Annotated in this window: 20 protein-coding genes; 8 read left to right on the top strand and 12 right to left on the bottom strand. The window is 40.8% G+C overall.

Annotation, left to right across the window (positions count from 1 at the left end):
• Positions 1-158: 158 nt before the first annotated feature.
• From HW120_RS12985 to HW120_RS12960, 6 genes are all read right to left on the bottom strand, one after another.
• Complete coding sequence (locus HW120_RS12985; RefSeq protein ID WP_177734515.1) at positions 159-1,958, bottom strand: hypothetical protein; 1,800 nt, start codon at positions 1,956-1,958, stop codon at positions 159-161.
• Positions 1,959-2,045: 87 nt separating this feature from the next.
• On the bottom strand, positions 2,046-3,368 hold the full coding sequence (locus HW120_RS12980; protein ID WP_177734514.1) for a cbb3-type cytochrome c oxidase subunit I: 1,323 nt from the start codon (positions 3,366-3,368) through the stop codon (positions 2,046-2,048).
• On the bottom strand, positions 3,361-3,768 hold the full coding sequence (locus HW120_RS12975) for a c-type cytochrome (protein WP_177734513.1): 408 nt from the start codon (positions 3,766-3,768) through the stop codon (positions 3,361-3,363). The genes HW120_RS12980 and HW120_RS12975 overlap by 8 nt, the downstream gene beginning before the upstream one ends.
• Before the next feature lie 135 nt (positions 3,769-3,903).
• Positions 3,904-5,895: a TonB-copper family protein gene (locus HW120_RS12970; protein WP_177734512.1), complete on the bottom strand. Its 1,992-nt coding sequence runs from the start codon at positions 5,893-5,895 to the stop codon at positions 3,904-3,906.
• Between the two features lie 58 nt (positions 5,896-5,953).
• On the bottom strand, positions 5,954-6,805 hold the full coding sequence (locus tag HW120_RS12965) for a hypothetical protein (RefSeq protein WP_177734511.1): 852 nt from the start codon (positions 6,803-6,805) through the stop codon (positions 5,954-5,956).
• Positions 6,806-6,887: 82 nt separating this feature from the next.
• Positions 6,888-7,253 carry a hypothetical protein gene (locus HW120_RS12960; RefSeq protein WP_177734510.1) on the bottom strand — a complete coding sequence of 122 codons (366 nt, stop codon included), beginning with the start codon at positions 7,251-7,253 and terminating at the stop codon, positions 6,888-6,890.
• A gap of 147 nt (positions 7,254-7,400) precedes the next feature.
• Here HW120_RS12960 and HW120_RS12955 point away from each other — a divergent pair, with 147 nt between their 5' ends.
• From HW120_RS12955 to HW120_RS12925, 7 genes are all read left to right on the top strand, one after another.
• Complete coding sequence (locus HW120_RS12955) at positions 7,401-7,874, top strand: c-type cytochrome (RefSeq protein WP_177734509.1); 474 nt, start codon at positions 7,401-7,403, stop codon at positions 7,872-7,874.
• Between the two features lie 27 nt (positions 7,875-7,901).
• Positions 7,902-9,881, top strand: coding sequence for a Sec-dependent nitrous-oxide reductase (nosZ, locus tag HW120_RS12950; protein ID WP_177734508.1), 1,980 nt, complete (start codon positions 7,902-7,904; stop codon positions 9,879-9,881).
• Between the two features lie 53 nt (positions 9,882-9,934).
• Positions 9,935-10,951 (top strand): nitrous oxide reductase accessory protein NosL, encoded by a 1,017-nt coding sequence (locus HW120_RS12945; protein WP_246296987.1) that lies wholly within the window; start codon positions 9,935-9,937, stop codon positions 10,949-10,951.
• Positions 10,948-12,186, top strand: coding sequence for a nitrous oxide reductase family maturation protein NosD (gene nosD, locus HW120_RS12940; protein WP_177734507.1), 1,239 nt, complete (start codon positions 10,948-10,950; stop codon positions 12,184-12,186). The genes HW120_RS12945 and nosD overlap by 4 nt, the downstream gene beginning before the upstream one ends.
• Positions 12,183-12,893, top strand: coding sequence for an ABC transporter ATP-binding protein (locus HW120_RS12935; RefSeq protein WP_177734506.1), 711 nt, complete (start codon positions 12,183-12,185; stop codon positions 12,891-12,893). Before nosD ends, HW120_RS12935 begins: the two co-directional genes overlap by 4 nt.
• Positions 12,890-13,657: an ABC transporter permease gene (locus HW120_RS12930; protein ID WP_177734505.1), complete on the top strand. Its 768-nt coding sequence runs from the start codon at positions 12,890-12,892 to the stop codon at positions 13,655-13,657. Before HW120_RS12935 ends, HW120_RS12930 begins: the two co-directional genes overlap by 4 nt.
• A 63-nt stretch (positions 13,658-13,720) precedes the next feature.
• On the top strand, positions 13,721-14,092 hold the full coding sequence (locus tag HW120_RS12925; protein ID WP_177734504.1) for a group III truncated hemoglobin: 372 nt from the start codon (positions 13,721-13,723) through the stop codon (positions 14,090-14,092).
• A gap of 174 nt (positions 14,093-14,266) precedes the next feature.
• Here the strand turns inward: HW120_RS12925 and HW120_RS12920 are convergent, their stop codons facing one another.
• The 5 genes from HW120_RS12920 to HW120_RS12900 all read right to left on the bottom strand — a co-directional run bounded on the left by HW120_RS12920 (position 14,267) and on the right by HW120_RS12900 (position 20,197).
• Complete coding sequence (locus tag HW120_RS12920; protein WP_177734503.1) at positions 14,267-14,860, bottom strand: Crp/Fnr family transcriptional regulator; 594 nt, start codon at positions 14,858-14,860, stop codon at positions 14,267-14,269.
• Between the two features lie 126 nt (positions 14,861-14,986).
• Complete coding sequence (locus HW120_RS12915; RefSeq protein ID WP_177734502.1) at positions 14,987-15,649, bottom strand: Crp/Fnr family transcriptional regulator; 663 nt, start codon at positions 15,647-15,649, stop codon at positions 14,987-14,989.
• 174 nt (positions 15,650-15,823) lie between these two features.
• Positions 15,824-17,521: a ribonucleoside-diphosphate reductase subunit alpha gene (locus tag HW120_RS12910; protein WP_177734501.1), complete on the bottom strand. Its 1,698-nt coding sequence runs from the start codon at positions 17,519-17,521 to the stop codon at positions 15,824-15,826.
• 26 nt (positions 17,522-17,547) lie between these two features.
• Positions 17,548-18,522, bottom strand: coding sequence for a ribonucleotide-diphosphate reductase subunit beta (locus HW120_RS12905; RefSeq protein ID WP_177734500.1), 975 nt, complete (start codon positions 18,520-18,522; stop codon positions 17,548-17,550).
• 436 nt (positions 18,523-18,958) lie between these two features.
• Positions 18,959-20,197, bottom strand: coding sequence for a serine hydrolase domain-containing protein (locus HW120_RS12900; RefSeq protein ID WP_177734499.1), 1,239 nt, complete (start codon positions 20,195-20,197; stop codon positions 18,959-18,961).
• Positions 20,198-20,529: 332 nt separating this feature from the next.
• On the opposite strand from HW120_RS12900, the gene HW120_RS12890 reads away from it, so the two are divergent.
• The gene (locus HW120_RS12890) at positions 20,530-20,991 is read left to right on the top strand and encodes a toxin-antitoxin system YwqK family antitoxin (protein WP_218618723.1); all 462 of its coding nucleotides are present in this window, start codon (positions 20,530-20,532) and stop codon (positions 20,989-20,991) included.
• A 106-nt stretch (positions 20,992-21,097) separates the two neighbouring features.
• On the opposite strand, the gene HW120_RS12885 is transcribed toward HW120_RS12890, so the two are convergent.
• Complete coding sequence (locus HW120_RS12885) at positions 21,098-22,228, bottom strand: efflux RND transporter periplasmic adaptor subunit (RefSeq protein ID WP_177734498.1); 1,131 nt, start codon at positions 22,226-22,228, stop codon at positions 21,098-21,100.
• Positions 22,229-22,230: the final 2 nt, after the last annotated feature.

Below are 22,230 nucleotides of genomic sequence, written 5' to 3'. Positions count from 1 at the left end.
GTATACCTTCATTTTATGATTATAATCATATAACCGGAAATTATCGGGGGGAAGTAAAGGGCAATGGGTAAAAAGGCAAAGGGCAATAAGCAATAGAAAAAAATCTGAAATCAAAAAGGCTGTCACGTATTACGGACAGCCTTTTTTATAAAGAGCAATTAATGGCTATATGTTGTTATTTCGGCTTCAATGGCGGCTAATTCATGTAATATATTGTTTTTGTCAGCCATAAAGTAATGTTCCTGGTTTGTAAACAGATCCTGATAATAGCGTATGCCTTCCATCAGGTTCTGGTGGAATTTATCCAGTTTGTTATTTTTAGTGTTCAGCGTGTTGCGGAGCAGGGTACTGGTTTCTTTTTTAAAATAGTCAATATACATTCGTAGTTCTTTAATAAAGAAATGCGGTCTTTCCTGGTTTGGCGGGAGTATGTTGTCCTTTCCGTAAATGTGCTGTACCATTCTGAAAAGTGATACATCACCGGAAAAATAGGCCATATTCGGTCCCGGACAGATGATAACGCCCTGTGGTTCGCCTTTTACATCCATTTTATTGTCAAGCAAAGCGGCATTTGACAATCCCACGCAAAGGCATGATTTTTCCGTTATTTCGGTAAAACGGGTATGGTAGTCTTCCCGTGAAAGTTCTTCTTTTTGCAGTTCCAGTTCGTTTAATTTGAATTCCTGGTATTTTTTGGATGCTGTGCACAATCCCTGTTCGGAATATTCTTTGTTTAAAACCAGGTATTTTTTAGGACAGGCACTTCCGGCTTTTCCTTTTAGAATACGGCTTTCGCGAAAGGCATCATTGGTAGTTCCTTTTATACTGTTGAAAGGAACGCCCAAAGGCGATATGTTGCTGAGGAACAAATCGGCTTCTGTAGCCTTGCTGAGCAGTTCGCGGGTTGCAGCATCAACAGTAGTTGCTTCGGGAACCAATAAAAACGGAGAACCCCAGCCCACAGAATCTACATTATAATGATCCAGTAAAAACTGATGTTCTTCACCTGTTCCAACGCCGCCCTGAACCGTGATGCGTAGTTCCAGCGGTTGTTCCGGTACGTTCTTCCCTTTTTGCAATAAAGCCTTGCTTAACAATTCGTGGGTGGCCTGTATGAGTTCTGCTTTCTTGGTTTTAAACTCTTCGAGGATGGCACCCAGAAGATAACCGTCGGTCGCAAAGGCATGTCCGCCGCAGTTTAAACCGGATTCGATGCGGTATTCCGAAACCCATAAGCCTTTTTTAGCCAGGAAACTGCCTTGTATCATTGCCGAACGGAAATCGCTTACTTTAAGGATGATTTTCTTTTTGATAACCTGATGCTTGTTGGGATAAAAGTCTGCAAACTGTTCAAAATAGCTATACAGCCTCGGGTTCATTCCTGCAGAAAGCACAACAGACGATTCGAGTTCACTGTTGGCAAATCCGCGTAAGGCCGCATGGGCATCGTTAAACTCTATTGGCAGTTGTTTGTTTCGGACAAAGTTATCCTTATCCACTTTGGTCATGATGTTGACATCAATAGCGCCGGCTTTCAGTTTTTTATCAATAAAACTTTTCAGCTGTTCTTTAAGGACACTGCCGTTTTTAAGCAGTTCCTGTAGTTCCTTTTTTATTTTGGAACTGTCCGGAAGCATCGCGATATATTCGTCCATTACGACTTTGCTTTCGAGAAGTTCCGATTTGAGAAGTTCCAGTTTTTGTTTGACAATTTTATCAACCAGGTTTAAGTAGGAAGTAATGCGGTGGGCACGAAAATCGAACATTTTTTGGGTGATTTCCTGGTACGGAAAGTTGAATTTCGCACTGTAAAAGGCATTCATCCTTTCAATCAGGTCATCATCCATCACGGATATAACCGATGCGATTCCATATTTTGCTACTTTTATCGGGCTGTCAATAGTATAGGCGAGCCCCATAACCGGAATATGAAAAGTGTGGAGTTGGTTTGAAGTCATATAAATATATTGGTTTTAAAAAGGAGCAAAGATTTTAAATGTATTTGTTTTAAAACCTGATAAAAGTCATTAAGCGCATTTTATTTTTTAAAAAAGCCGATTTTTAGCATTATTTCCGGTATTCCGGATTAAATGATACAGTATCAGGAAGAATCCTGCTGCCAGCGTAATTCCGGAAACGCAAAAAAGGATATAAAACGGACTGAGTTGCTGCATCATAGTGCTAAAAGCTGGCTGATCGGGATTCATCTGCCATTTGGAGCGAAGTATGCCCGCTATGATTAATGACAGACAGAAAATAAAAAGCGAAATGTTGGCCATCATATAACCGTAATCGAACATTTTTTTGGAACGGATAGTTCCTTTTTTTGTCCCGAAAATATCATATACAAAGGAAAATAACAGCATGGTGTTGATCCCGATTGTCGCTCCCATAGTATGGGCAACCGTGATATGGGTACCATGTGTGTACAGGTTTATAGCCGGAATGGATATGAGTATCGCCTGTACCAGCATCAGGAAGACCCAGACGTCGGCAGCCAGCAGAAAGCGGTAGGATAAATAATGGATGTGTTTTTTGGCAGTGCTCAAAGTGGCTTTCCAGTTATAGATGATACGGCCCAGGATCAGTAATTCGGTCATGCTTACGGCATAACTGATGTATTTGATATAGGAATGGGTAGGCAGCGAATAGATATGATGCCCCCAGTTGAACATTAAATTGAATAGTCCTAAAAAGTACAGCAGGAATGCCGTTTTGGAAAAGCTGTACTGCTGATGTCCGCTGATTTTATCCATCAGGTAAATGCTGCAGCCGTAAATAAGCATGTTCCAGGAGCCTACCATCGATCCGTAGGATTTCCATTGCAGGGTCATATCCGTTATAATGTTATTCCGGAAATACGGAATAAGCCACAAATAGGATTCCAGGAAGGTAAACAGGAAGAATACAATTCCGGTGCACCACATCCAGACATATACCGGTTGTTGTTTCAGTGATTTCAGCGTACTGAAAAAGTGAATCAGGAAGAGCAGCCATCCTGTTACTATCGGTATTGCCAGCACCGGATGGAATTCCCAATATTCCCTGCCGCCAAAATAGCCGAACAGGTAGGAGCACAGTATGACCGGTATGGTTAGCACAAAAATCCAGAATTGAATTTTTACCAGTACCGGAAAGCGTATTTCCCGTCCGGAATGTTCCTGGAGATAATTGATAACACTGCCTACAGCGCTTAAAATAATCCAGAACAGCACGGAAGAAACATGTAAAGGCCGTATTTTTTCGAAGGAAAGACTGGCTTTTAAAAAACCGGGTATACAATATTGCAGGGTTCCGGTAATACCAAACAACAGTCCTGCCACTAAAAGGAATAATCCCGCAATTAGAAATTTTTTACTACTATTCATCTTGTTCAATCATTCCGTTATTTTTAATCGTAAAGGTTCTTGGGTCGGAGGAACCGCTGGCATCAATTTGCTTCAAATAGGCTATTAATGCTGTTATTTCTGTCCGGTTCAATTTAAAATCGGGCATGACCACAGTACCGCTTCTCAAGAAGGCTTCAATATATTCCGGACCTTTTACAGAATAGGTATTGGTCAAATCCGGCCCCAGGTAGCCGCCCAGCTGGTAAATCTGGTGGCAGGCAATGCAGTTTTTCTGCTGCCATATTTTTTTGCCGTTATCCGCCAGTACATTGTGGCTGCCGGATTGCGTATGCCGGTTGTCATACAGCCGGAAGGAGTAAAATATAAAAGAGAAAAACAGTAAGCCAAACAGTATTGTTTTTTGAGAATCACTTAACATAGGTTCGTCATTTTAAGGCATAGAATAATCCGTTTGCCGGATCGCATCGGGACGCAAGCTAACAGCATTATTTTTTTAAAAACATGATTTTAGTCATAATCGGCATTAATAATAAAAAGAAACTATTGGCGTGTACTAAAATGAATAAGAAGCATTTATAAAAAAGTTTCTTCCCAAACGCGGAATCCCGTTCCAGTCGGAATAGGTTGTGTAATATTTGTCCAGGATGTTTTCAACTCCAGCCTGCACGTTAATTTTAGTACTGCCCAAACGGAATGACTGCCCGGAATTAACGGTAAAAATGCAATAGTCCGGTGTGGTTGCTTCACCATAGAATGCCGCAAAATTTGTATGGGCAACATTACCGGAAGCAATAAGGTTTAGATTGAAATCACCCCGGGTAAAAAGAAAGCTGCTTTTATAACGCAAAGGACTGATAAACGGAAGATTCCGGTTTGAAGCATCCTGTCCATAGCTGTATGCCAGCTGGTTTTTCCATTTTAGAGATGTGGTGAAGGTATATTCCAGTTCCAAATCGGTATTAAAGATCAGGGCATGTTCCAGCGCATTATAGATCTTGACGCCTTTTGCCCCGATGGTCATGGGGAGTATGGCCGGATTGATTTCCCCGATATAATAATCTTTAATATAGAAAAACGTACTGCTCAGTTTTCCGCTCAGGTTTTTATTCTGATAACGGATATGACCATTGGCTTCAAATGATTTTTCATTCTTTAAACCGGGATTCCCGATATAATCATAAAAATCATTACTGTTGTATAAATAAAACCCGTAAGCTTCCGAAACAGACGGCGCTCTTTCGCCATAGCCTAATCCTAAACCATATTCTATTTTAGTCATACGATGCAGGTAGTTTACAGCAAAACTTTTTAAAATCCGGCTTTTGGTTTCGTTCATTTCCGGATAAAAAATCTGAAGACTCTGTAACCCGGATTTATCGGCAACTTTATTGGTATGTATGCCAATACCGGTTGTTATTGTAATATCGGAATGACTGTTTACCGCAATTTTATCTTCTAAATATAGTCCGGTGTACTGCGTACGGATATCGGGCCAGGTGTACATAAACATGATATTCTCTGACGGATTGGCCGGATACATGGTCATTTCTGCCAGCGAACGGTTATAATAGGCATTGAGGTTAACGGCAAACTGCTGTCGGTTGAATTTTCCTTTTAACTTAGAGTACAAACCATAGGTGTCTGACCAGCCCGGCATGTCCATGTGTATCGGCACTACCGGTCGTTTGGTATCGTCCATTTTATGGACAATCGAATTAAAATAGGCTTTGGTTTCCCATTCGGAAAAATAATCTGAAACAGGGGTATACCGGTAACGTAAAGAAGTGATGATTGCCTGTGCCAGCGATACATCCATCGGCAAAGCCGGATAGCCCACATTGACAGCCTTATCATAAATTACCGAACCTTCCACCAGCTGTCTTTTGGTAAACTGATAGCCGGCAGTACCGGAGAGGTTGTATTTGGTAAATTGTGAAAAAGGAACTTCCACATTATTACCGGTTTTATAATTGCCGGCATCACGCAGCATAAAATCGGCATTTACATACCAGAGGCTGTCTTTATAGCTGGTGTTCATTCCGGCAATTTTATGCTGATTGTTGGTTTCATAGCCGGTATGCAGCATCGTATTCCAGCCCTGGTAACCTTTATAGCGGTCGGCTCTTTTTAAATCGATTGCTCCGCCTATGGTCGGTCCGTGGCAGCTTCCAAGCTGTCCAGAAGTTATACTGGCTTCCGAAAGATTGGAAACCTCAACATAGGAAGTAACCGGGTCCATTTTATCGGTACAGGCACCAAAGATGCGCATACCGTCTATTGTAATAACGGTTCTTTCTGTAGCCATATTATTCAGAAATGGTTCCCAGGCATAGGCACCTCTTTTTACCATGTTTACTTTTGAGGACTGTAACAGGTAATCTTCGGTACTGGTTAATGATTTGGGCTGCTTCTGATATAAAGGTGTTTTTTTACCGATAATAATAACCTCGTTAATATATACCGGTGTTATGCTGTCTGTCTGACTGTGCTGCGCAAAACAGCCCGCTGAAAAGCCAACAGCAAATAGCGTGAGGATAATTTTCATAAGGAATGAATTTTAAGCAGCAGGCCATACCCAAGAGGAAGCCTGCTGCAATGAAAAACTAAAATTCAATTTCAAAAAAGAGACTGCTCTGGGGATTGTCTGTTGTAACCGGTTCCCCTTTTAAAACCTGACCGGAAGCATTGAGCAGCTGTAAGTTGATTTTCCAGTAGCCGGTCATGGTTAGTGAAAGCTTACCGTGATACAGTTTTCCGGGTGTGGTTTGCGTTAGATCAGTATTGTAGGGCGATCCGTGATTGCCCATACCCGGCATTCGGGGATCGATCTTTATTTTGTAGTTATCAACAATAGGGAAGCTCATCATGTTTTCCATTCGGAAAACGCCTACCGTTATATCATTCAGTGCCACTGCCGGATTTTTGGGTGCTATATAGGCAACAATATAGCGTGTTCCGTCTGTTCCGGTAAAAGAACTTACCGTCCGTTTTTCGGAAGGGAATACCGCAATAGTATCTGTAGCAGAGTAGCTGGTACCGTTAAGGGTATAATCAATGGTGAGTGTCCAGGATTCCGTGTCGTTCTGCGCCATCTGGAAGACGATTTCCCCGGTATATAAGGATTGGGTACCGGCAGCTTTTGTTACCGGCGATTTCGGACAGGAATGTTCCATTGTGGTCATGTGCATTACCGGTGTCCAGCTAACAGCTGCTTCGGTTTGGTACTGGCCGGTTGTTTTGTCTTTTATTCTCAGGGAAATAGCATTGTAGCCCTGTTTCAGGATGCCGGTATCGGAGTACAGTTCTATGGTATGGTTTTCATTCGACAGTTCTTTAATGCGGATCAGTCCGGCCGTTTCGTTTACCGGGGTTACTGTGGTATCGGTATTGTCTGTAGAACAGGAAGCCAGAAGAATAAGGCTGAAAAACAGGTATATATATTGAAAAGTTTTCATAAAAGTATTTTTAAAAATTAGGTATAAGCATCTTCTTCGGTTGTATAACCAAAAAAAATAACAACAATTCGAAAAAAAGTATTTAGAAAACAGGAGGGTGGAATACTGCGGTAGTATTTAGCAGCGCATATAAATTGGAATAATACACCGCCTTATTCCTAAGGACATACCAGAATTGTTTTGCCGGAGTAAACAGTGGAATATCGGTGATAAACAAGACCGTTTCTTCGGTATGGATTTTTTTCTCTGCCGAATAGGGAGTATTGTCTGCCGAAGCTTTGGCCAGTTCGGCTTTTAAATGACATTTTCCATTACAGTTAAGTTCCGGTTTTTGGATATTCTGGCAATATTCTTTTACAATAGCCTCCCGATTGAGCATATAATTCAGAACCGGCAAGGCAGGTTTGAATATAAGGAGAAAGATGATGATGTAAATAGAAAATTTCATTACCAGAGGATTGAAAAGCAAGGCTAATGTGTTGTAAATAAGTACAAAATTAGTATGTGTTTTTCTGGTAAAGTATGACTGTAATCATACAATAAAGAGTATAAGTTGAGGAATTTTGTATCATAAAATGAACAAAATATACTACTTATGAACAGATTTTTTTTATTGCTATCCGGATGTTTCCTATTACTCTCCTGTGGAAAAGAGAAAGGTAAAACAACAGACGATTTCTCTAAACAAACGGTAACGGAGCAAGCATCCGATCCTTCCGCCTATGATGCCAAAAGGGGAGAAGGAAAATTCAAAAATGTAGAAATAGGAGCAGGTATCGACGCTTCCCTGGCAGACCAGGGAGATAAAGTGGTCGGTGTAAAATGTTTGTCCTGTCATAAAACTTCCGATGAAAAATTAGTTGGTCCCGGATGGAAAGGCGTTACAGAGCGAAGAGCTCCGGAATGGATCATGAATTTTATTACCAACCCGGACCCGATGATCGATAAAGATCCGGAACTACAGGCACAATTGGAAATTTGTCTGGTACGCATGCCCAACCAGGCAGTTACAGACGATGAAGCACGGCAGATCCTGGAATTTATGCGCAGGAATGATGCCGCTAAATAAAAATATTAAATTAAATTTTTTACTATCATGAAAAACAGATTAATACAAACGACACTAGTTGTCATTATGTTGTCGCTTTTGGGCTCCTGTAAGCCCAAAAACTCAACGGATGCACTAACCGGGGATATTGCTCAGAAAGCGTATGTTCCGCCAGGAAAGTATGATGAGTTTTACAATTTTGTTTCCGGAGGATTTAGCGGACAGCTAAGTGTTTACGGATTACCGTCCGGAAGACTTTTTAAAGTGATCCCGGTATTTTCGGTGGACCCTGAAAAAGGCTGGGGTTACAGTGAAGAAACAAAACCGATGCTGAATACTTCACACGGATTTGTTCCCTGGGATGATTTACACCACGTGGAAATGTCGCAGACCAATGGGGAAATTGACGGACGCTGGGTATTTGGAAATGCCAATAACACTCCGAGAATTGCCCGTGTGGATCTTAAAACGTTTAAAACGGCTGAGATTATTGAATTGCCAAACAGTGCCGGAAATCACTCTTCGCCGTTTATTACCGAGAATACCGAATATGTAGTGGCCGGAACCCGTTTTAGTGTGCCGCCGGATTATACAGATGGTGACGTGTCTATTGATACCTATAAACAGAATTTTAAAGGACACATCAGCTTTGTTAGTGTCGATAAAAACAACGGAGAAATGAATCTGGCATTCCAGATCGCCACACCCGGAGTAAATTTCGATTTGAGCCACGCCGGTAAAGGCAAATCCCACGGATGGTTTTTCTTCTCCTGCTATAATACCGAGCAGGCCAATACGCTGCTGGAAGTTAACGCCTCAAAAAATGATAAGGATTTTATTATGGCGGTGAACTGGAAAAAAGCGGAAGAGTATATTAAAGCCGGAAAAGGTAAAAAACAAAAGGTGAAATATGCCCACAATACCTGGGATGAAAAAACACATTCCTCCAAATCTGTTATGAAAGATGAGGTTCTGGTTTTAGATGCGGCAGAATTTAAAGATATCTGTTATATGATCCCTTGTCCTAAATCGCCTCACGGTTGTGATGTTGATCCTACCGGAGAATACATCATCGGTAGTGGAAAACTGGCCGCATTGATTCCGGTGTTTAGTTTTGATAAATTACAGAATGCCATTGCTAAAAAAGATTATGAAGGAGAATATGGCGGCATTCCGGTAGTGAAATACGAATCGGCATTGCACGGTGAAGTTCAAAAACCGGGATTAGGCCCGTTACATACCGAATTTGACGGTAAAGGAAATGCTTATACCACGATGTTTGTTTCTTCAGAAGTGGTAAAATGGGACATCAAAACACTTAAAGTTCTGGACAGGGTTCCAACCTATTATTCTGTAGGACACCTTATGATTCCGGGTGGTGACAGTAAAAAACCTTTTGGAAAATACCTGGTTGCCTATAACAAAATCACAAAAGACAGGTATTTGCCAACAGGACCTGAGCTTGCCCAAAGTGCGCAGCTATATGACATCAGTGGCGATAAAATGCAGTTAATACTGGATTACCCGACCATTGGGGAACCACACTATGCACAGGCAGCTCCGGCCGATCTGATTCGCAATAACGGACAATTGAAATTCTACAAAATTGAAGAAAACAACCACCCGTATGCGGTGAAAAATGAAAAAGATACAAGAGTTGTCCGCGAAGGAAATAAAGTCCATGTGTATATGACCGCCATTCGTTCCCACCTTGCACCGGATAACATTGAAGGTGTTAAAGTTGGCGATGAGGTTTATTTCCACGTAACGAACCTGGAACAGGATTGGGACGTACCGCACGGATTTGCCATTAAAGGAGCCGATAATGCGGAAACGCTGATCATGCCGGGTGAAACGATCACGTTGAAATGGCTGCCGAAAAGAGTGGGAATATTCCCGTTCTATTGTACCGATTTTTGTAGTGCGCTGCACCAGGAAATGTCAGGTTACCTGAGAGTGTCACCGGCAAACAGCAAGGTGCCTATTTCATACAAGCTGGATAAAAAAACATCCGCTCCCGTACAGTAAAAAATAACCAGAAAGGGAGTATCGTTTTACTCCCTTTTCTTTAAAATATTAAGATGAAAAAAGACTCGATTTCAGTGTTTTCCAAAGGGATACTGGTACTGGTAAGTTTACTTTTACTACTTACGATTTTCTTTCCGATATGGCGGATAGAACTGAGTGCACCACAATATCCGGAGGGATTGGTATTACAACTCTATGCCCATAAAATTGCAGGGGACGTAGATATTATCAATGGATTAAACCACTATATTGGAATGAAAACCCTGCATACCGATAATTTTATAGAATTTACCGTATTGCCTTATATCATTGCCTGTCTGGCAATCTGTTCGCTGCTGGTCTGTTTTATAAAAAGAAAAAAAGGCGTTATTATCCTGTTTGGAGCCTTTCTATTATTCGGAACCCTTTCGGCTATTGATTTTTACAAATGGAATTATGATTACGGACACAATTTAGACCCTAATGCGGCGATAAAAGTACCCGGAATGGCCTATCAGCCGCCTTTACTGGGCTATAAACAATTACTCAATTTCGGGGCTTATTCCATACCGGACACAGGAGGATGGCTGCTGATTGTATCAGGAATACTGCTGTTTGCATTATTTCTGATAGAAACAGGCGCTGTAAACAAACTAAAAAGAACCAAAACCATCAACGGTATTTTGCCGCTGTTGCTGCTGTTCTTGGCTTCCTGTTCTAACGGTAAAGAAGTTCCGATAGCCTTAAATGCTGACCAGTGCGATTTCTGCAGGATGACCATTTCCGATGGAAAATTCGGAGCGGAGCTTATCACTCAAAAGGGGAGAGCCTATAAGTTTGACGATATCGCCTGTATGCGGAACTATTGTAAAGAAAACCATACCACTGCTGTGAAAGCCTATTATGTACACGATTATAACAAAGAGAATGTGCTCATTCCGGCTGAAACAGCAGTGTATTTAAAAGGCGGCGCCATTACAAGCCCGATGCATGGCAACACAGCAGCATTTACAACTGCTGAACAGGCGGAAAAAGCAAATGACGGCTTAGCGGCCGAAACGATTAACTGGGACTCAATTTTAAAAGAATGAAAAAAATAATAGTATATGGCCTGATGTTTTTTGCTACCATGTCTTTGTCGGCACAGAAAAAGATAGAAGTAGGAAAGGATAAACCGGTGAAGTCCATCAAAGAAGCGATACAGTTAGCCCGCTCCGGCGATACAATTCTGGTTCATAAGGGAATATACAGGGAAGGTACTATCGTGATTGCTAAAAAACTGGTCTTTTTAGGTAAAGAATATCCGGTTTTAGACGGTCAGCGAAAGTATGAAGTTGTTTCCGTTAAATCCGATAGTGTTGTTGTTGACGGTTTCCGGGTAATCAATTCCGGGCATGCAGCCTTACAGGATCCCTGCGGAATCAAGGTATATAATAAAGATCACGTACGCATTCAGCATAATATCCTCGAAAATAATTTTTTCGGGATTTATATTCAAAATGGAAAAAACTGCATAATCACCCATAATAAAATAAAAGCTTCGGCTACCGAAGAACAGCAAATCGGTAACGGCATACACTGCTGGAAAAGCGAGGATTTACAAATCATTGCCAATGAAGTAACCGGACACCGGGACGGTATTTATTTTGAATTTGTCTATAATTCAATTATCTGGCGGAATATCGCTGCCAGGAATATCCGTTACGGACTGCATTTTATGTTCTCGGATAATGATTCCTATATTACCAATGTTTTCCGGGATAACGGTGCCGGTGTTGCGGTCATGTTTACCCGAAATGTCCGGATGATTAATAATGTATTTGATGAAAACTGGGGTGAAGCCGCCTACGGACTATTGCTGAAAGAGATATCCGACAGTTATATTTACGGGAACCACTTTGTTAAAAATACTTCCGGAATTTATATGGAAGGAACAACCCGGATAAAGGTGGAAAAAAATGTGTTTAAAGCTAACGGCTGGGGCATGAAAATCCAGGCCAGCTGTATGGACAATGAAATCCGGCACAATAATTTTTTAGGCAACACCTTCGATATAGGGACAAACGGAAGTTTGGTACTCAACAAGTTCAACGGAAATTATTGGGATAAATACCAGGGATATGATCTGGATAAAGACAGTTTCGGTGATGTGCCGTATCATCCGTTAAGCCTGTTTGCAGTGCTTACGGAAAGCAATCCGGCCACGATGCTGCTCTTTAGAAGCTTTATCATCACTTTACTGGACAAATCGGAAAAGGTCCTGCCCAGTATTACCCCCGATAATTTTGTAGATAATAAGCCCCTGATGCGGGCGCTACCGATATGATAACAATTAAAAACATAAACAAATCGTTTGGAAAGCTGCAGGTACTCCGGGACGTTTCCCTGTCCTGCAACAGCGGTGAGTGCATTGCCCTTATCGGACCAAACGGCTGTGGGAAAACAACACTGATTAAAAGCATTCTGGGTATGGTGATTCCCGACACAGGCACCATAACATTTGAAGGCGAAAACATTATTAAAGAATTCCGTTACAGGGAAAATATCGGCTATATGCCGCAAATCGGGCGCTATCCGGATAACATGACAATCGGACAGATAATAGACATGATAAAAAAGATCCGCAATAGTACACAGCCGCTGGATCTGGATTTGTTTTATGCCTTTCAGATCGATAAGCTCTCGGAGAAAAAAATGGGAACCCTGTCCGGAGGAACCATTCAGAAAGTAAGTGCAACACTGGCCTTTCTGTTTAACTCCAAAGTGCTGATACTGGACGAGCCTACAGCCGGACTGGATCCGTTGGCTTCCGAAATCCTGAGGGATAAGATCATCAAGGAAAAAGAAAACGGGAAGCTGGTGTTAATTACCTCGCATTTACTGAGTGAGCTGGACGATCTTATAACCGAGATTGTCTTTATGCAGGAAGGAAAAGTCCATTTTCATAAATCGGTGGAAACGCTGCGGGAGGAAACACAACAGCAGAAAATATCTAAAGGAATTGCACATATTTTAAAAAATAACCGGCAATGAACAGCATAGTAAGAATAATTCTTTCGGACATCTTAAAAAATAAGATTGTTATTGTCTATACCCTGATATTGTCCGTACTGTCATGGGGTGCCTTTACGATGGAAGACAATACCGCAAAAGGGCTGCTCACGATACTGAATATTATTTTGTTGACTGTACCGCTGGTGTCGATACTTTTTACGACAATTTATATTTACAACAGCTCCGAATTTATTGAACTGTTGTTAAGTCAGCCGGTCAAAAGAAAAAAGATATGGATTAGTCTTTTTAAAGGACTTTCATTAAGTTTGGTCATTGCATTTTTGATAGGGTCGGGTATACCGCTTTTGTGTTATTCGGCAAACCGGGTCGGGATGATGATGATCGTAGTGGGCTGCCTGATTACATTAGTCTTTGTGTCGCTGGCTTTTTTATGCTCGATTGCTACCCGTGATAAAGCCAAAGGAATTGGAATATCGATTATGACCTGGTTGTTTTTTGCTCTGTTATTCGATGGGATAATATTGTTTTTGCTCTTTCAGCTATCCGAATATCCTATCGAAAAAATGATGGTAGGGCTTACGGCCTTAAGCCCGATTGATCTTGCGAGAATACAGCTTTTATTGCAATTGGACGTATCGGCCATGATGGGCTATACCGGAGCTGTTTTTAAAGATTCATTCGGAACGTTCTGGGGATTGCTGATTGCGCTGCTGTTATTGTGTTTGTGGGCCATACTGCCGTTTTATTTCTCTTTAAGAAAGTTTAAGAATAAAGATTTGTGATTTTGCTTTGTTTTCGGAATCACCCAAAAAAGTTGTCAGCATATTAATTTAAAGGTATGATTTATGAAAAAAGATATTCAGAACCGGGAAGATATTATTCTTTTGGTAAACGTTTTTTATGAAAAGGTGAAAACGGATTCCGAAATAGGCTATCTGTTCACGGAAGTCGCTCGGGTAAACTGGAAAAAACACCTTCCTAAAATGTATGACTTCTGGGAAAACATCTTGTTTTATACCGGAAATTTTGAAGGAAACCCGATGGTAAAGCACCGCGAATTACACCATAAAAGCCCGCTGACCGTGAAGCATTTTAAGCATTGGAATAAACTGTTTACCGCGACTGTAGATGAACTTTTCAGCGGTAAGAAAGCCAATGAAATAAAAGAAAGGGCGGTTAATATTTCCCTGATGATGCAGCAGAAAACCTTATTGTAACCATATAACCTTTTAACATTAAAAAGCGGAAACAAAGTATTTTGTTTCCGCTTTTGAGTTTGGCATAAAAATTACACGAATTAATAATTATTTTTATGGTATAAAGGAAGAAAATTTTTAGCGTATACGGTATGACTGTAATCATAGTGCAGGCATTACTAACGCTTGCCGCTATCAATAGTATAACTTATGATTTTTGATTTCAATTTTCTTTCTTTTACTCATCTGAGATACGGTACGGATCACAGTTTCAACCCTTAATCCTGTAAAATCGGCAATTTCCTTACGGGTATAGGGAATCAGGATCTTTTCTGTCGGATGGCTGCATTGCTTCTTAAAATTGTCCAGAAAGGTACGGATCCTGTGTTCCGGTTTCTGATTAATGATGTTTTTAGAAAAAACCACCTTGTTGTAAATACGGGTCGCAAACAGCTGCAGTACTTTGGATAAAATTTCATTGTGCTCTTTCAGCATCTCAAAAAATTTCTCTTTTGAAAGTTTCAGTATGATAGTATCGGTATGGGCAATTGCCGCTGCCGGATAAGGCTGGTCAATAAACAAAGGCGGTTCTCCGAAACTCCGGCCTTTTTCGAACATTCCGACCGTAAGTTCTTTTCCGTCTTCGTTAATATATACCATTTTAACAGTACCTTCCAGGATCTGGTAAAAGTACAGTGCGGGATCATTTTCATAAAAAATAACGGTATTTTTCGGGAACTCCTTAGCGATAGCTCCCCAGGTAAATAAGAGATCGGGTTCGATTTGCATCTTTAGTGTTTTTAGGGGAATGTATAATGTGCCTGCTTTTTTAGATTTAGACAAAATAATGCTAAATAGCTAAAATAAAACATGATAAATGTTAGCTTTTACTACTAAAATAGGCTTCTCAGCCATTTATTTCGAAATCTTAAGGAGGGCGGTGGGATTTTTGATGATGATCTTTTTTCCGTACAGCTGGATTATATTCTCTTTTGTGAATTCGGAAAGAAGACGGATGCAGTTTTCCGGAGCTGTACCAATAATAGATGCCAGTTCTTCGCGGGATAAATTAATATTGATAGCGGCATCTTCATCAGTCCCGAAAGTATCTTTAAAGTTGAGTAATGTATAGGCAAGCCGCTGCCTGACATTTTTCTGAGCCATATTGACCAGCAGGTTGCTGGCATCCTGAAACTCTTTACAGATTATATTTAAAGCATTTAAAGAGAACAATTTGTTTTGTTCCAATAACTCGATAATGAGCGGGGAAGGTATAAAATTGACCTGCATGGTTTCCAGTGCATAGGTACTGGTATTGACCGGGACTTTGGCGATAATGGATTGTAAACCCAAAATATCGCCACTGCCTGCCAGTCGTATGATCTGTTCCTTTTTGGTCAGTTTGCAAACACCTTTGTCAATACAATACACGCCGTTTATTAGCGCGCCTTCTTCATAAATCCGGTCGCCCTTTTTAAAGGACAGTGTGGTTTTGCAACCATCCAGTTTTATTTGTTCATCGGTATTAAGTACTTTTAGTGGGGCTTTTAGTTCGGTAATGTGCTGGTACGTATTCATAAGCCTAATTAATTTTTGTTTGGAGCAAAGAAATTCTCAGGAATATGAAGTTAAATTTAAAGTGTTTTGGTTAATTATGCAAGCTAATCAGGTTATTTTTATGTTTATTTATTTCTTTTTTTTGTTAAAAAAATGATTATAATTTATTTGAAAAATTATAATCATTCGATTCTGCTATGATTCACAGCTGCTACAGCTTACCAGATTGGTGATAAACTCTTTGGAAACACTTTGACTGCGTTGGTAATACAGGGTTTTAATTCCCAGCTTCCAGGCTTCAATTAAAAGACTGTTTACATCTTTAATCGGTAAGTCGGAAGGGATATTCAGGTTTAAACTCTGTGCCTGATCTACAAATTTCTGACGGATGGCCGCCTGCTGTATGATTTCCAGCTGACTGATCTCTTTAAATGTTTTAAAGACCGCTTTTTCGTTTGCTGTGAGCTGTTCGATATGCTGCACACTGCCGCCGTTTAGCATGATCTCTCTCCAGATTTCTTCATTGTCCAGCCCTTTTTCTTCCAGTAACTTTCTCAGGTATTTGTTTTTACGCATAAAATTCCCTTTGGAAAGTCCGGCTTTATAATAATTACTGCTAAACGGTTCAATACCGGGTGACGTTTGTCCTAAAATTGCCGATGAAGAGGTGGTAGGTGCAATTGCCAGTGTTGTGGTGTTACGTCTGCCGTAGCCTTTCAGCAATTCCGGCTCACCGTAAATGCGCGCCAGTTCCTGTGTGGCTTTGTCGGCTTTTTCACTGATATGTTTAAAGATCTCCGTAGTTTTCATTTTAGCCTCCATACCTTCAAACGGAATCATGTTTTTTTGCAGGTAAGAATGCCAGCCCAAAACGCCCAGTCCTAAAGCACGGTGTCTTTTTGCAAAGCGGTTGGCTGCTGTTAAATAATAATTGTCTTCTGTTTTTTCGATGAACTCCTGCAATACGGCATCCAGGAAAAAGATAGCCAGTTTAACGGCTTCGGTGTCTTTCCATTCTTCATAAAGCTCAAGATTCATAGAAGACAGGCAGCAGATAAACGATTCGTCTTTTGAAGACGGCAGCATGATCTCACTGCATAAATTACTCGAATTAATGCGCAGGTTATTGTCTTTATAAACCTGTGGTTTATTTTTATTGACATTATCCGAAAAGAAAATATAAGGCAATCCTTTCTGTTGGCGGCTTTCCAGTACTTTTGCCCAGATATGGCGTTTTTCGGTATCGCCGTCAATCATTTCCTGCATCCAGTAATCCGGAACGCACACGCCGGTAAACAGGTTTTGGATAGGGTTTCCGATGCTTTTAATCTTAAGAAACTCTTCGATATCCGGATGGTCAATGTCAAGGTAAGCGGCAAATGCACCACGGCGCACGCCACCCTGTGAAATCGTATCCATAGCTGTGTCGAATAACTTCATAAAGCTAACTGAACCGCTGCTTTTCCCGTTATCGGTTACGGCGCTGCCTCTTTCTCTCAGCTCCCCGAAATAACCGGAAGTACCGCCTCCGATTTTTGTTTGCATGATCACTTCACCCAGTTTGTGGGTAATCCCTTCAATATGGTCCGGAATATGAACGTTAAAACAGGAAATAGGCAACCCTCTTTCGGTACCCATATTGGCCCAGACCGGAGAACTGATACTCATCCAGCCGCGCTCAATCATTTCCTGGAAAGATTCTTTTAATTCCGGGCGGTACAGTCTGCGGGCAGCAGCACTGCAAATCCGGTCGATAGCACCTTCAACCGTTTCACCTTTTAGCAGGTAACCTCTGTTTAATATTTGTTCACTTTCGGAATTTTTCCACCATAGTTTTGGAAAGGGATTGTTGTCGGAAAAAGGTTCCGTATTCTTATTTGAAATATCTTGCATTATTATAGGATTATGGGTAAAAAAAATTAAAACAGGTCGTTTGCCGTAATACTTTTATCGTGTTTTGTGTACTCTACCGGACGTTTTGCAAAGAAATCATCAAGACTGTTGGCAAACACTTCTTCTTCAAACCAGGCCATTACCTGATATTCTTCCTGGCTGACATGAAACACTTTTTCAATGCCAATCTGGGAAAGACTTTCGTCTATACGGAATTTCATAAAATTAACCAGGTCATTCTTTTTGATGATTTCAAGCTCACCGCTTTCAAAGATCCAGTCCAGGATATCCGATTCCACTCCAATAGAATCTTTGACACTTTCACGGATCAGGGCAATGGTTTCGGCATCAAAATATTCCGGATGCTCTTCGCGGATCTTATTAACAATATAGATTCCGGCATTGGCATGTACCTGCTCGTCCACAGAAGTCCAGGCGATAATGTTACTCACATTTTTCATATAGCCTTTAAAACGGGTAAAGGACAGTATAATGGCAAACTGGCTGAAAAGCGATACGTTTTCAATTAGTATGCTGAACAGGATCAGTGAAACCACATATTTCTGATTGTCCTGCGAACGGGTATCTTTCAGCACTTTTGAAAGATAGTTGACACGCTGCATGATTACCGGAATGGTCAACAGTTTTTCAAATTCGTCGTTGTAACCCAGTACTTCCAACAGTCGGGAATAGGCTTCGGAATGCCTGAATTCACATTCGGCAAAAGTACTGCCCAGTCCGTTGAATTCCGGTTTTGGAAAATGCTCATAGATATTACCCCAGAAGCTTTTTACGGCTACTTCAATCTGTGCAATTGCCAGCAAACTATGCTTGATGGCGGTTTTTTCCGCATGGCTCAAATGCGAGTGAAAGTCCTGTGTATCAGCGGTGAAATCGACTTCACTGTGCACCCAGTACGATTTGTTTATGGCTTCTGTGAATTTAAGTACTTCGGGGTACTCAAATGGTTTATAGTTAATTCTGCTATCGAATATTGACATAATATATTGAATTTAAAATTTAACCTATAGAAAGGGAAAAACACTATTTTGTCTGGGATAAACAAAAGGATGTGCTTTTAGGGGTTATCAAAATTACAACATCAATATATTTAGTTCAACATAGATTCCTGAAAAAGTAACCGTTTTATCAACAGCAGAAAATGGCAGCCGGATAAGAAATTATCAACAGCAATTTTAACGGGTAAACCGAACAGGTTAGGGGGAAACCGAAAACCAAAACGGAGGTTATAAACAATGCCGGGGAAGTTTATTTTTGGTATTATGGCGGACTTATCAACAGCTAAAAAAATTACTCCGGGAATATTTTTGGAAAACGGGGTAATCAGATTGCAAAATTCCGGTTCGGGAGGAAACGGATGTTTAAATCGCGATATCTTTTTTCAGGGTATTGAAAGGTGTCAGGTTGGTTGTATGATTACTCAATAAAACTATTTTGACGGGCTTCCAGTTCATCCCAGATACGGTAAAACATATCGCTTCCGGGTTTGTCGGTTATGCTGGTATTAGTGATGATGATCCGGCCGATCTTGGTTTTGGGATTAAAAAACAACATGGAAGCAACACCCGGATCACCACCGGTATGCCCGATGTTTCCGGTGTGGCTGATTCCCATTAATATACCTACATTATAGGATTCGCTATAAGGATTCTGTGTATTCCGTTCGGTAAAGTTCCGGGCACTTAATTGGCCTCCGAATAATTCGGAATAACTGTTTTTGTTTAATATAGTACCCTTATTATCAAAACCTTTTATTAATTCAGTTAAATATTTACTCAAATCATTTATAGAGGTGATAAAATTACCGTCCGGATACGAAATCATTGCATAATAGGGAAGCAGTGTTTTGGGATTTTCGTAAAGCCTGGAGTGTTTTGAAAAATCCACAGCGTCAAATTTCCATCCCGATTCATTCATTTGTAAGGGCTTTAGAATATACCGGGTCGTAAACGAATCGAAACCTTCACCGGTTGCCAGTTCGACGATATAAGCGGCAAGTGTGGTTGCTATATTGGAATATTCATAAATGGCTCCGGGTTTGTTTTTGGAAAAACTGTTGTTCCATTTTCCGTCCTCTGCCAGAAAGTTGCTCAGAAATATATTTAACGGCAACACGGAGTCCGGGGCATTAAATACCTGCGTATCATCAAATGTCTGCTTTACATTTTTTAAATCCTGACCGGGTTTCAGATAATAATTCTGTGTCAGGTAATAATCGTTGTCCATAATCCCGGAAGTATGGGTTGCCAAATGCCTGATGGTGATTTCCTGATCCGGGAAATGCGGATTGTAAACCTTAAAAGGCAGGTATTTATTAATTGGGTCATCCAGTTTTAAGGCATGCAGTTCCTGCGCTTTTAACAAAGCTATGCCAACAAAGGTTTTCGAAATGGAAGCAATATTCTGAATGGTATGTACGGTATATTTCCGCTTGTTTTCAACAGCGGCATACCCAAACCCGTTTTGATACAACGTTCCGTTTTCATTTACCAGGGCAACCGAAAAACCATTAAAATACCCTTGCCGGTAAAGGCTGTCAAGAGTAGCTGTTAGCGAATCTTTTGCCTGTTGCTGTTTATCGGCACTTTTAGTAGCGGTCTGCCGGCAGGATACAAACAGCGTGAATAACAGTAGTACGGAAACGGTTCTGATCATAACATTTGGTTTTAGGTTTTGACAGGTATTCAACGCCTTAAAAATAACACTTTTAGATCATAGTTTTTGTTTGGCTCTTTATAAGGAGTAGTGTATTTTTGCGGGAAGGCTCCATTGTGCTTAAAAAACGCCCATAAAAAAGGGACAATTACACTTTTGATGTATTACGTACAACGCCCGGCCGACCTAATAATGGCACCTTGAAAACGGTGATCTGTAATTATTTTTAAATGAGAATCTTTTTATACTTTTTTACGGTACTTATCTTTATTTCCTGTTCAAAAAATATAGTCTCCGAAAGGGATAGCAAAAATCGCAAGCTGGTTGGAAAAATGGTCAACAACCAAAAACAGGGTGTTTGGAGGTATTATGATGAAAAGGATCGGCTTTATATGAAAAGCAGCTTTAAAAACAATGTTGAAACCGGTACCAGCAAAGTGTATCACGAAAACGGGAAATTAAGACAGATCGGGAAAATTGACAACGGAAAACAGGTTGGCAGCTGGAAATTTTACCATCAAAACGGGAAATTCTACGGTAAAGGAAATTTGGTTAACGGGAAAATGGACGGCAAATGGATCTGGTATTTTAATAACGGGCAGCTCCACACCATAAGGCATTATGCCGATGGAAGACTGCTGAATGTGGACTTCTCAAAAAACAGAAAAGGCGAAACAATAGAAAGCGGTTCGTTTAAAAATGAAAACGGGCAGTTAATTATCTATGAAACGCAATCTGAAAAAGATACCGTGGAATATATTCTGAACTATAAAAACGGATTAATTGTACCGTAACGGCTCATTTCCGGCAAAAGCAAACAATTTTAAACAAAAAAAGACCTCATCCGGAGAGGAGGCCCTTTTCAATAAACAAAGCAACAATCTAAACGGTACAGTACCATTATTCTTCGGTACTGTTCATTAATTTTGTCAATAAGGTATAGGCATTTTTAACGACTATTTTTGAGTTTGTTTGTATTGAGGAAGCTATAATCTGCCGGATTCCGTTATGGGCATTTCCCAAATCGACCGGAATCATTGTATAAGTACCTTCTTTTTGCTCGGTAAAGACATAGTAACGGTTCTGCCAGCGGACAACAGCATCTTCCGGAACGGAAAGACCTTTGTTGTTCCGGACGGCAACTTCGCCCTGCATAAACAATCCCGGTAATAAAGCCGCATCGATCTTGTCGAACTTACAAATCAGTTCCATCGCGCCGTCTGAGTTGAGTGTTGTATTGATATACTGTATGCTGGCTTTGTATTTTTTATTGCGGTCATTGTTCGAATATGCCATAACGGTCTGACCAATGCTGACCTGGTCCACATTTTTTTCAAAAACATTCAGCGTCAGAAGCAGGTCCTTTGTATCCACCAGTTCAAACAGCACATCGGTGGGAGCAGTATATTTGCCCACATTGACATTTACTTTTGCCACTAAACCGGTAATCGGGGAAACAATGGCTACCGTTTTGGAAATAGTAGCAGCATTCAGCTTTTCCGGATTGATACCAATCAGGCGTAATTTCTGCGCAAGCGAAGCCATATCGATCTGCTGGGTTTGTCTTTCAGTATGTGCCTGTTCGGCAACTTTATCACTGCTGGCTTTACTTTCATTCAGTCCTTTCTGACGTTTGTATTCCTTATCGGCTAAAAGAAAACGCTCTTTTGCCGTTAAAAAATCCTGTTGCAGCTGTATGAACTGTATGTCTTCCATAGTAGCCAGAACCTGGCCTTTTCGAACGTACATACCGGGTAGCATCGCAGTGTGTTTCAGGTAGCCGCCCAACGGGAAGCTAAGGCTTACGGTACTTTGCGGCGGAACGCTCACCGAACCCTGGAGCAATAAAGATCCCTGAACATCCTGTACGACCGGTAAAGCGGATGCGATTCCGGCATTTTTTATTTGTGTGGCAGTCAGGGAAACCACAGTAGGAACTGTTTTTCCGGCAGTGGTTTCCGGAGTCTCTTTTTTGTTACTGCAACCGGTGAGTAAAAAGAGGTAGGCGAAAATCAGGATATAGTGTTTCATGT

The organism is Flavobacterium inviolabile (genome assembly GCF_013389455.1).
Taxonomy (GTDB): Bacteria; Bacteroidota; Bacteroidia; order Flavobacteriales; family Flavobacteriaceae; genus Flavobacterium; species Flavobacterium inviolabile.
Note: the sequence above shows the minus strand (reverse complement) of the source record. Positions and strands in the feature narration are given on the sequence as shown.